Raw genomic sequence first — 12,090 nt, 5'->3', positions numbered from 1 at the left:
GACACATGGAAGACACAGCCTACCCCCAGACCATCACCCGCACTGTGCCGCGCGTCAAGCTCAACGCCCACGGCGAGCGACCCGCGCTCAAGGTGGAGCGCGTGGAGGACGCGGACATGCTGGGACTGCTGCGCTTCGAATGGGACACGCTGCTCCGCAATAGCGGGGCGGACTGCCTGTTCCTCACCTGGGAATGGCTTGCCACCTGGTGGAAGCACCTCTCGGCCGGCCGGCGCCTGCACCTTCTGGTGGTGCGCCGCGGCGACCAGCTGCTCGCCATAGCGCCGCTGGCGCTCAGGCCGCCGCAGCTGCAGCGGCTGCTGCCGTTCCGGACCCTGGAGTTCATGGGCGGCGGGGACGTTGGCTCGGACTACCTAGATATCATCGTGCAGCCGCATGAGGAGCAGGGCGTGCTGCAGGCCCTGGCGGATTACCTGCAGGAACGGGGACTCGTGATCGAGTTGTCCCGCGTCAAGCCGGCTTCGCGCCGCATCGCCACCCTGGTCTCATTGCTCGGACAAGCCGGGTGGCAGGCGGAGCAGAAGATCACCGACAACTGCCCCTATATTCCGCTCGCCGGCCAAAGCTGGCAGTCCTACATGGCGGGGGTGAGCGGCGCGCACCGGCGTAACGTGCGCCGGAGACTCAAGCTCCTGGCGGAGGATTTCCGCACGGTCGAGTTCCGGCGCAGCGCCACCGAGACGGAGCGCCAGGACGACATCGAGACGTTCTTCGGACTGCATCGGTTGCGCTGGTCGGGGGACGAGCGTTCCACGGCTCTCACCGGTCCCGCGGTGCTTTCCTTCCACCGCGAGTTCAGCCGCCTGGCGCTGGAACGGGGCTGGCTGCGGCTGTACGTGCTGCGGCTGGACGGCACGGCAGTGGCCTCCACCTATTCGTTCCGTTACGGCGATGCCTTCTATTACTACCAGGCCGGCTACGACCCTGCCTACAACGACCACAGCGTCGGACTATCGACCCTCGCATTGGTCGTACAGGAGGCCATCGCCGAGGGCGTGGCCGAATTCGACATGCTGCACGGCGTCGAGAGTTATAAGGCGCTTTGGACCCGCAGCAGTCGGGACCTGGTGCGTGTCCACTGCTTCCCACCGAGCGTGCGTGGCACGCTGTGTCGCCGTGCCCTGAATCTCAAGCAGAACCTGAAGCGCCTGGTGCGGCGCGGCCCGATGCCACTGCAGGAGGTCAAGGCATGACGCCCCCGACGGCGGGCGGCTCGGTGTTCAAGCCCGCCTTCATGCTCATGTCGGGGCGGGCGCTGGGTTTCGTGGCCGCCTTCGCGATCCCGGTGGTGCTGGTCCGCCTTTTCGACCAGGCGGAGTTCGGCACCTACAAGCAGCTGTTCCTGATCTATACCACCCTCTACGGCATCGCGCAGCTCGGCATGGCCGAAAGCCTCTATTACTTCCTGCCCATGGATCCCACGGCGCGCGGGCGCTACGTGTCCAACTCGCTGTTGGCGCTGGGGGCGGCGGGGCTGGCGTGCCTCATGGCGCTGTGGGCCGGATCCCACGCCATCGCCGCGTGGTTCCACAACCCGGCGCTCGCGGCCTATATCCCGCAGGTGGGCATCTACCTCCTGCTGATGCTGATGGCGGCGGTGTTCGAGATCGTGATGATCACCCGCAAGCATCACGGCTTCGCCTTCGGCGCCTACGCGCTCTCGGACCTGGCTCGGGCGAGCCTGTTTGTGCTGCCGGGACTACTGTTCCATAGCCTGGCGGCGGTATTCGCCGGCGCGGTCACCTTTGCTGCGCTCAGGCTCTGCACCGCCTCGCTGTATCTAAGGCGCGAGTTCCCGCGCCAGCCGGCCTTCGACGCCAATCTGATGAAGCGTCAGCTCGCCTATGCACTGCCGTTCGCCCTGGCGGTGGGTATAGAGGCGGTGCAGCGGGACCTGCACATGTACGTGGTCTCCAACCATTTCGACGCTGCCGTGTTCGCGGTGTATTCAGTGGGCTGCCTGCAGGTGCCCCTGGTGGATTTCATGATGACTTCCACGAGTAGCGTGATGATGGTGCGTATGAGCGAAGACTTGCGGGATGGGCGTCGTGCCGCGGCCCTGGAGCTGTGGCTGGATACCACCCGCAAGCTGACCCTCGTGTTCGCGTTCCTGGTGGGCGGACTCATGGTCTGCGCTGACAAGCTCATCGTGCTGCTGTTCACCGCCAGTTACGCCGCCGCCGCGCCGCTGTTCATGGTCTGGACCTTGAGCATGCTGTTCATGGCCATCATGACCGACAGCGTGCTGCGTGTGCATGCAGACACCCGCTTCCTGATCCTGCTCAACGTCATCCGCCTCGCCGTGGTGGCGCTCACCATCACCGCGTTCCTGGCTCATTTCGGACTCATGGGCGCGGTGCTGGTGACGCTGCTGGCCACCCTCACCGCCAAAGCGGTGGGTCTGATGCGCATAAGGAAGCTGATGGGCTGCAGCTACACGAGCCTCCTGCCGTGGAAGGACCTGGGTCGCGTCGTCGCTATCGTCGCCGCCTCCATGGCGCCGTGCCTGGCACTGAAGCCCCTGCTGGCGCTGTCGCCGTTGCCTTCGCTCTTGATCCTGGGGGCGGCATACGCCGTCTCCTACGTTGGGCTCACGTGGCGGTTCGGCCCCCTGAGTGGGGCCGAACGCCGCACCGTTCTGCAATACCTGCAACTGCCCGCCGCCTGGACGAGCGGCAACCGGCGGGCCTGATGACTGCCGTCCTGGAGGAAGGAACATGATCCGTAACATGGTCAAGGCGGCTGCGGCGGCCACGCTGCAGCGTACCGGGGTGACCGCGCTCATCGGCGCGCGCTCCCGCAAGGTCGCCTTGCCTCTGGTGGTCGGTTACCACCGCGTGGTGGAGGACTTCGACCGCGATTCCCGTGGCTACATCGCGCCCATGCTCATCAGCACCAGCACCCTGGAGAAGCAGCTCGACTGGATCGGCCGGCGTTTCGAGTTCGCCGATCCGGACGGTATGGACGCCTGGCTGTACGGTGCCAAGCCTACCGGCAAGCCGGTGGCGGTGGTGACGTTCGACGACGGCTACCGCGACGTGTATGAGAACGCCTTCCCGCTGCTAAAGCGCAAGGGCATCCCGGCGGTAGTGTTCGTGGTCACGGACCTGGTCGGCACCGGTGAGCTGCAGATCCATGACGAGCTCTATCTCCTGATGAAGCGGGCGCTCAAGGCCTGGGGCGAGCCGCGCCAGGAGCTGGTGCAGTCCCTGGGCGAGGCCCGCATCACCGCCTTCAGCATCCAGGGAGTGGCTGGAGCGCTGGATGAACCCTTGCACGCCACCCGAGCGCTGTTGGCCTCCCTGACCCAGGCTCAGCTCATCCGCCTCATGAAAGTCCTGCGGGAGAAGCTCGGTGGCGCGGGAGGCGAGGGCGCCGGGTACGTGTCCATGGACTGGGACATGCTGATCGAGATGCAGCGGGCCGGCGTCAAGGTGGGTTCACATACCCGCAGCCACGCGCTTCTCACCAACGAGTCGGCCGAGAAGATCAAGGAGGAGGTGCAGGGATCGCGGCTCGAGTTGGAGCGGCGCCTGGGCGCCGAGGTGCGCCACTTCGCTTACCCGGACGGACGCTTCGACGCCCTGGCGGTGCGCTCCGTGGCAGGTGCGGGCTACCGCTTCGCCTATACCACCTGCCTGCATCGCAACACGGATCATCCCTCTCTCACAATCCCGCGGCGGCTCCTCTGGGAGAACGCCTGCCTGGATGCGTTCGGCCAGTTCTCGCCGGCGGTGATGGACTGCCAGGTCAACGGCATCTTCGACTTCGCGGCGCACTGCGCCAACCACATGGAATGAGACGGGCTTAGGGCCCGCCTCGACAGGAGCATCCCCACGCATGTGCGGTATAGCAGGAATCTTCAGCCCCGGCCCCCGGGGCGTGCAGCAGGCCGAGGTCCAGGCCATGTGCGATGCCATCCGGCATCGCGGCCCGGACGACGCGGGCTACCACGTGCAGGGCCGCGTGGGCCTCGGCATGCGCCGCCTCAGCATCATCGATCTCGCTACCGGCCACCAGCCGGTGCGCAACGAGGACGGCAGCGTCTGGGTGGTGATGAACGGCGAGATCTACAACTACCGCGAGCTGCGCAAGGAGCTGGAGGGCCGCGGCCACCGCTTCTACACCGCCACCGACACCGAGACGATAGTGCACCTGTATGAGGAATACGGTGCCGGCTGCGTGGACAAGCTGCGCGGCATGTTCGCCTTCGCCTTGTGGGACGCGCGCTGCCAGAGCCTGCTCCTGGCCCGCGACCGGCTCGGCATCAAGCCCCTGTACTACGGCGAGAGCGGTGGGCGGGTGTTCTTCGGCTCGGAACTGAAGTCGCTGCTGGCGCTTCCGGACATCCCGCGGGAACTCAATTGGGGCTCGGTCAACCACCTGTTCACCAGCCTGTGCACCCCGGGCCGGGAGAGCATCATCGCCGGCGTGCACAAGCTGCCGCCGGGCCACACCCTCACCCTGCACGCCGATGGCGCCCAGCGCCTGGTGCGCTACTGGGATGTGAGCTTCGAGCCTGACTACGTGCATGGCGAGAAGTACTTCGCCGAGCGCCTGCGCGAACTCCTGGAGGAGTCCGTGGATCTGCACCTGGTCAGCGACGTACCGGTGGGCGCGTTCCTGAGCGGCGGCCTCGACTCCAGCTCGGTGGTGGCGTTCATGGCGCGCCGCAGCGAGCGCCCGGTCAAGACCTTCTCCATCGGCTTCGAAGAAACCGCCTACGACGAGACTCCGGCGGCCCGGCGCGTCGCCGAGCAGTTCGGCACCGAACACACCCAGCTCATCCTCAATCCGGACGTCGGGCAGGTGATAGACGACATCGTCTGGCACCTGGACGAGCCCTTCGGCGACTCCTCGGCGATCCCCACATACATGGTGTCCAAGCTCGCCGCCCAAGAGGTCAAGGTCGTGCTGTCCGGCGACGGCGGTGACGAGCTGTTCGCAGGGTACGACCGCTACCGGGTGGAGGAGCGTGAACGGCTCTATGAGTACGCGCCGGCCCCGCTACGCCGCATCCTCGGCCGTATCGGAGCCTCCATGCCTGAGGGCGCCAAGGGGCGTAACTTCCTGCGACACCTCGCGCTGACCGGCACGGACCGCTACCTCGACTCCACCTCGCTGTTCAAGCGCGAGCAGAAGCTGCGCCTGTTCAGGCCCGAGGCGGCGGAGCTCGTGGACAACCACGATCCCTCGCGTGAGGCGCGCGCTTTCCTCAAGCGCCTGGATGGCGATTGGCTCTCCACCCTGCAGCACTGGGACCTCAAGAGCTACCTGCCGCTGGACATCCTCACCAAGGTGGACCGCATGAGCATGGCTCACTCGCTCGAGGCGCGGGTGCCGCTGCTCGACCATAAGCTGGTGGAATTCGCGGCTACCATCCCGCCTGAGTACCGCATGCGCAACGGCGAGACCAAGAGCATCTTCAAGCGCGCCATGCGCGGCATCCTGCCGGACGAGATCATCGACCGCCGCAAGCAGGGCTTCGCGGTCCCGCTGGGCGCCTGGTTCCGCGGCCGACTCTCGGGCTTCGCCCGGGAACTGCTGCTGGATGGCGGGGCCCGCAGCCACGTCTTCGACCGCGGCTACATCTCCCAGCTCCTGGACATGCACGAGCGCGGCCGCGACCTCAACCTCCAGCTCTGGACCCTGATCTCCTTCGAGCTCTGGTGCCGCAAGTTCCTGGACGCGCACAAGCCGCGGCCGGAACTGCGCCTGCCGGCGGTGACGCTGGGTGCGCCCACGGAGGCGCGCGCATGAGCATGGGATTCATATCTAGGCTATACCGGGATTTCCGTATGGCGAACACGCAACTGGCCTTCGATGACCTCGGGCGGCAGCCGGAGCCCGAGCCGCGGGGCAGCGCCCTGCGCGCCGTGCAGGACCGCCGCAAGCCGCTCACGGTAGCCTACATCGCGGGCGATGGCCGCAGCGGCTCGACGCTGCTGGACCGGCTCATCGGCGCCTACCCCGGGACCTTCTCCTGCGGAGAACTCGGCAACCTGTTGCAGTCCATCGCCTCGCCGGACGAATTCTGCGCCTGCGGCTCCCGCGCCCAGAACTGCGGCTTCTGGCGCGACGTGGTGGCGCGCTGGAGCGCAGCGGTGCCTGACTTCACCGAGCGCGAATACCGCTCGCTGCAGCGGCGCTACGAGCGGCTGCGTTCGCTGCTGCGGCCCTTCGACGAGCTTTCCTTCGATCGGCCGCAGTTCGCCCGCTATGCCGAGTACACCCAGGCGCTGTTCATCGCGATCTCCGATCTGTCCGGCGCCAGCGTGATCGTGGACTCTTCCAAGAACCCGGCCCGCGCCCTGGCTCTGTCGCGGGTCCCGGGCCTTGACGTGCGCATGTTGCATCTGGTGCGGGACGTGCGCGGCGTGGCGTACTCCCTGCGCAAGTCCAAGCGCCGCAACAACCTTAGGTTCGCTGGCACCTGGGCCACCATCAACTACTGCTGCGAGCGGGTGCGCCCCAAGATTCCCGGGCCGAACCTGTTCCTGCGCTACGAGGACTACACCGCTGACCTGGACGGCACCCTGGGCCAGCTCGCGGAGTTGCTCGGCACCGAGCGCATCGGCTTCGAGGAGAGCACCAGCCATCTCATGAAGCAGGGCCACCAGGTGGCTGGCAACGACGCCCGCATGCGCCCGGTGCAGAAGATCTCCACCGATGAGGTCTGGCGCGGCCAATTCGGCTTCGGCCTGCAGAAGGGGCTGTACCTCCTGGTGCTGCCGCTGATGCTGCGCTACCGCTATCGCCTCTGAGGTCACCATGAGCGCCATACATGACATCGGTTCAGTGCCGCCCCAGCAGACGCCCAGCGTCACCCTGGTGGCGGCGGGCCTGGAGATCCTGGGCGGGCAGGGCGTGCAAGCGGAGGCCCTGGTCCAGGGCCTGCGCAGGAACGGCTATGCCGTGCGCTTCCTGCCCATCAATCCTCAGTTCCCGTCTTCCATGCGCTGGCTGCGCAAGCTGCGCTACGCGCGCACCTTCTTCAACCAGCTCCTGTATCTGCCGAGCCTCGCCTCGTTGCGCCGTAGCGACGTAGCCCACGTCTTCTCCGCTTCCTACTGGTCGTTCCTGCTGGCGCCGGTGCCGGCGCTGCTGGCGGCCAAGCTGTTCCGCAAGCGCGCGGTGCTGCACTACCACAGCGGCGAGGCGGAGGATCACCTGTCCCGCTGGGGTGCGCTGGTGCATCCCTGGTTACACCTAGCCGATGAGATCGTGGTGCCTTCCGAGTACCTGCACGACGTGTTCGCGCACTACGGCTACCACACCCGCGTCGTGAAGAACGTGGTGGACACCCAGCGCTTTGCTTATCGCGAGCGTTCACCGCTCAAACCCCGGCTGCTGTCGGTCCGCAACCTCGAGCCTCACTACCGGGTGGAGGACGTGATCCTGGCCTTCCCCCAGGTGAAGGCGCGGCACCCGGATGCGACCCTCACGGTGGCGGGTTATGGCAGCGAGGAGGCGCGCCTCAAGGCGCTCGTCGCCTCCCTCGGCGTGGAAGGCATCCGCTTCGCCGGCCGCGTCGAGCCCGCCGCGATACCAGCCCTATACGCGGAGGCGGACATCTTCATCAACGCGGCGGTGGTGGACAACCAACCGGTGTCGGTACTGGAGGCTTTCGCCTCAGGCTTGCCGGTCATCAGCACAGGCACCGGCGACATCGCCGCCATGCTGCGCCACGGCGAAGCGGGCGTGCTGGTGCCGCCCCACGATCCGCCGGCGATTGCCGGCGCCGTCAACGGGCTCTTGGAGCGTCCGGAGCGGGCGCTGGAGCTCGCGCGGGCCGGCCGCGCCGAGGCGGAACTCTACACCTGGTCCCGCATCGCCGGAGACTGGGCCGACGTCTACCGGAGGGACCTGGAATGAAGTTCGAGAACCTGATGCGCGCCGAACTGTCGGACATCGCGAGCCGCGGCTGGCAGGAAGTGTGGCGCACCTTCGACCGCGTGGCGGTAGAGAAAGAGGGCGTACGCAGCCTCGGACTATTCGATCACCTCGCGCCACGCCCCTTGCCGGCCTGGAGCCAGGACAGCGCGCAGCGCAAGCCGGCACACGCCGGGCAGTTCTTCGCCGGTCCGGCGGAACCCGGCCTCGCGGATTTCTTCGCCGCACGCCTCCCCGGCACCCGTGAGCGCAGCCTCGCCGCGGGCGAGGCCCTGTGCCAGCGCAGCTTCAGCCTGCTGGGACACCGTGCCCTGTTCCTGAGCGAACCTCTCGACTGGCATCGGGACGCGGTCTCTGGTTGCCGTGCCCCGCTGGTGCACTGGAGCCGCATCAACCCCCTGGACCCGGACAAGGTCGGCGACAGCAAGGTCACCTGGGAGCTCAATCGCCACCAGTGGCTGGTGCACCTGGCCCAGGCCTGGCGCCTGAGCGGCGAGGAGCGCTATGCACTGGTGTTCGCCGAGAGCGTGCGCGACTGGATGCGGGCGAACCCGCCCGGCATGGGCATCAACTGGGCCAGCAGCCTGGAGGTCGCATACCGGCTGATCAGTTGGTGCTGGGCGATGGAACTGTTCCGCGGCGCGCCGCCCCTCACGCCTGGCCTGCATGCCGAGATGCTCGGCTGGCTGCGTGCCCATGCCTCCCATGTGGAGAGATACCTCTCCCATTATTTCTCGCCCAATACCCACCTCACCGGCGAGGCGCTCGGCCTGTTCTATGCCGGCGTGCTGTTCCCTGAGCTTCCGCGTGCCGCCCGCTGGCGCCGCCTGGGCCAGGACATCCTGCTGGAGCAGCTCACTCGCCAGGTGCACGCGGACGGCGTGTACTTCGAGCAGTCCACCTGCTACCAGCGCTATACCATCGAGATCTACCTGCACTTCCTCATCCTCGCCCGGCGCAACGGCATCGAACTGCCGGCTTCGGCGGCGGAACGGGTACAGAAGATGCTCGACAGCCTGCTCGCGTTCTGCCGTCCCGACGGCAGCATGCCCCAGGTGGGCGACTCCGACGGCGGCCGGCTGCTGCCCCTCGCGCAGCGCGCCGCCGACGACTGCCGCGACGTGCTATCGCTGGCGGCGGCCTTCTTCGGCCGTGCAGACTACGCCTGGGCCGCCAAAGGCATCACGCCGGAAGTGGCTTGGCTTCTGGGTCGCGCCGGCTGGGAAGCCTTCGACGCGCTGGAACCAGCGCCACCCGGAATGCCACCCTCGCGCCTCTTCGCCGAAGGCGGGCAGGCGGTGTTGCAGACCGGCTGGGAGCATGATGCCCACCAGCTGCTGTTTGACGTGGGACCCCTAGGTTGCCGCGTGAGCGGCGGTCACGGCCACGCGGACCTGCTTGCCCTCCAGTGCAGTGCCTACGGCAAAGCTCAGCTCGTGGACCCCGGCACCTATTGCTACACGGGCAACGCCCACTGGCGCGATCATTTCCGCGGCAGCGCCGCCCACAACACCGTGGTGGTGGACCACAAGAGCCAGGCGGTGCCGGTGGGTCCGTTCGCCTGGCACAGCCGCCCTGCGGCGAAGCTGCGCAACTGGATATCAACGCCGGGTTTCGACTACGTGGACGCGGAGCATGATGCCTACCGACGCCTCAGCGATCCGGTACGGCATCGCCGCCGCGTGCTGTTCGTCAAACCCCACTACTGGGTGGTGGTGGACGACCTGGAAGGCGCGGAAGTGCATACGGTGGACCTGCAGTTCCAGTTCGCGCCCATGCCTCTGGTGCTGGGTGGTGACGGCTGGGCCCGCAGCGGACGCACCGGCGATCCCGGCCTGTTCCTGCGCGCCTTCTCAACCGCCCCACTGCAGGCGGCAGTGCACGAGGGCGAGATAGAACCGATCCGGGGCTGGGTCTCACCGGACTATGGCCTGCGCGCGCCGGCGCCCCAACTCGTCTATTCCGCATCCACGCAGTTGCCGCTGCGCATAGTCACGCTGCTGGTGCCCCACGCGCCGGGGGAGACCCAGCGGCCCGAGGTGACGGCTGTGCAGTCCGGCGGCAGCACCAAGCTGATCTTCGGCGGCGGACGTGAGATCGTGCGGGTCAACGGCCAGCAGGTCACCGTGGAACGGGCCGACGGTTCGGGGATCGCTCCCCTCAACCACGTGGAGACGCGCTGATGTGCGGCATCGCCGGCATCCTCAAGCTCGACGGCGCGCCGGTGGAATACGCGCGCCTGGAGCGCATGCGGGAGGTGCTGCAGCACCGGGGGCCGGATGGCAGCGGCATCGTGATCCGCGGTCGCGTGGGTCTCGCCCATAACCGCCTGTCCATCATCGATCTCGGCACCGGCAGCCAGCCCATGGCCGGCACCCAGCACGCCTGGATCAGCTACAACGGCGAGATCTACAACTACCGCGAGCTCAAGGCGAAGCTGGAGGCCCGGGGCTGCACCTTCTGTACCCAATCCGACACCGAGGTGATCCTCAAGGCCTACGAGGTCTATGGCGAGGACTGCGTCAAGCACCTGCGCGGGATGTTCGCCTTCGCCATCTGGGACATCCGGCGCCAGAAGCTGTTCCTGGCCCGCGACCGCCTCGGCATCAAGCCACTGTATTACGCGCCCTGCGCGGGCGAGCTGGTGTTCGCCTCCGAGATCAAGGCCATCCTCACCGCCGGGGCGCTGGCGCCGGAGTTCAACGAGGCGGTGCTGCCCGAATACCTGGCCACCCGTTTCGTGGCGGGAGAGGAGACCTTCTTCCAGGGCGTGCGCAAGCTCCTGCCGGGCCATGCCCTGAGTTGGACCCCGGAGCAGGGCATCAAGGTTTCGCGCTACTGGCGCCTGCCTGAGGAGATCGGCGGCGCGGAAGTATCCTTCGACGATCACGTCCAGAGCCTGAAGGAGCGGCTGCAGGATGCAGTCCGCAGCCATCTCGTCAGCGACGTGCCCCTGGGCCTGTTCCTGTCCGGCGGCCTGGATTCCAGCGCGCTCGCGGCGCTGATGGCGCCCATGGTCGACGGCCCCATCCAGAGCTTCTCCATCGGCTTCTCTGAGCACGGATACAACGAGCTGGATCATGCCCGTGTGGTGGCGAAAGCGGTGGGTGCCGAGCACCGGGACATGCTGCTCTCATCCGCTGACTTCATGCGGGCGCTGCCGCGCATGATCTGGCACGAGGACGAGCCCATCGCCTTCCCTTCGAGCATCTGCCTGTTTTACCTCTCGCAACTGGCGAAGCAGCACGTCAAGGTGGTGCTGACGGGCGAGGGCGCCGACGAGCTGTTCCTGGGCTACAACCGTTACCGGGTCACCGCCTGGAATGAGCGGCTCGGCCGTCCCTACTGGGCGGCGGTGCCTGAGCGCCTGCAGCACGGCATCCGCAGCTTCCTGCGGCATTGCCCGCGGGCCGTGCGCCGCTATGCAGAGCGCAGCTTCCTGGGGCCCACCCCGGGCGTACGCGGCTTGTTCTACGAGAACTTCGCGGTGTTTCCGGAGGCCATGCAGCGGCTGCTGACGCCGCAGGCCAAGGGCGGCCGCGACCCCTACGCAGGCTGTCTTGGCCACTACGATGCGGCGCCGGGAGGCACCCTCGAGCGCATGAGCCATGCTGACATGCAGACCTACATGGTCGAGCTGCTCATGAAGCAGGACCAGATGAGCATGGCCGCTTCCCTCGAGAGCCGCGTGCCATTCCTGGACCATGAGTTCGTGGAGTACGCAGCCGCCATCCCTGGCCGCCACAAGCTGCAGGGTTGGCAGACCAAGGCGGTGCTACGCGCGGCGGTGAAAGACATCCTGCCGAAGGAGATCCTCGGCCGCCGCAAGATGGGTTTTCCGGTGCCGGTGGGGCGCTGGTTGCGCGGCCGCTATGCGCCGCTCGTGGACGAGCTGGTGCTGGGGCCGCGCGCGCTTGGGCGCGGACTGTTCGATGCGACTTATATCAGGCATCTGGTAAATGAGCACCGCAACGGCGCCTGGGACCACGGCGACCGCCTGTGGATGCTGCTTAACCTCGAGTTGTGGCAGCGGGTCTTCCTGGAAGGTGAGGCACCCGAGGCGATCCTCGACGAGGGCATGTTCAAGTCCGCCGAGATCGGCATCGCCGCCTGAACACCTAACGTCCAACTGCGGGTTTATCCGCAGGAGATTGCGGGTATCACCGGATACCTCCT

Annotated in this window: 8 protein-coding genes; all 8 read left to right on the top strand. The window is 67.2% G+C overall.

The window, feature by feature from the left end; translation table 11 throughout:
* Positions 1-5: 5 nt before the first annotated feature.
* The 8 genes from VF651_05655 to asnB (VF651_05620) are packed head-to-tail and all read left to right on the top strand — an operon-like array spanning position 6 to position 12,028.
* Entirely contained in the window at positions 6-1,214 is a 1,209-nt protein-coding gene (locus VF651_05655; GenBank protein HEX7965184.1) for a GNAT family N-acetyltransferase, read from the top strand.
* Entirely contained in the window at positions 1,211-2,713 is a 1,503-nt protein-coding gene (locus VF651_05650; protein HEX7965183.1) for a polysaccharide biosynthesis C-terminal domain-containing protein, read from the top strand. Before VF651_05655 ends, VF651_05650 begins: the two co-directional genes overlap by 4 nt.
* Positions 2,714-2,738: 25 nt before the next feature.
* On the top strand, positions 2,739-3,821 hold the full coding sequence (locus VF651_05645; GenBank protein HEX7965182.1) for a polysaccharide deacetylase family protein: 1,083 nt from the start codon (positions 2,739-2,741) through the stop codon (positions 3,819-3,821).
* Positions 3,822-3,861: 40 nt separating this feature from the next.
* Complete coding sequence (asnB, locus tag VF651_05640) at positions 3,862-5,781, top strand: asparagine synthase (glutamine-hydrolyzing) (protein ID HEX7965181.1); 1,920 nt, start codon at positions 3,862-3,864, stop codon at positions 5,779-5,781.
* Positions 5,782-5,819: 38 nt separating this feature from the next.
* Positions 5,820-6,785, top strand: a complete 966-nt coding sequence (locus VF651_05635; GenBank protein ID HEX7965180.1) for a sulfotransferase — start codon at positions 5,820-5,822, stop codon at positions 6,783-6,785.
* A 7-nt stretch (positions 6,786-6,792) separates the two neighbouring features.
* A complete protein-coding gene (locus VF651_05630) occupies positions 6,793-7,896 on the top strand; it encodes a glycosyltransferase family 4 protein (GenBank protein ID HEX7965179.1) in 1,104 nt (367 codons plus the stop codon).
* Entirely contained in the window at positions 7,893-10,097 is a 2,205-nt protein-coding gene (locus tag VF651_05625; GenBank protein ID HEX7965178.1) for an alginate lyase family protein, read from the top strand. Before VF651_05630 ends, VF651_05625 begins: the two co-directional genes overlap by 4 nt.
* Positions 10,097-12,028, top strand: coding sequence for an asparagine synthase (glutamine-hydrolyzing) (asnB, locus tag VF651_05620; GenBank protein HEX7965177.1), 1,932 nt, complete (start codon positions 10,097-10,099; stop codon positions 12,026-12,028). The genes VF651_05625 and asnB (VF651_05620) overlap by 1 nt, the downstream gene beginning before the upstream one ends.
* The last annotated feature ends 62 nt before the right edge of the window (positions 12,029-12,090 follow it).

The organism is Gammaproteobacteria bacterium (assembly GCA_036383255.1).
In the GTDB taxonomy this organism is placed as follows: domain Bacteria; phylum Pseudomonadota; class Gammaproteobacteria; order Natronospirales; family REEB76; genus DASUBN01.
Note: the sequence above shows the minus strand (reverse complement) of the source record. Positions and strands in the feature narration are given on the sequence as shown.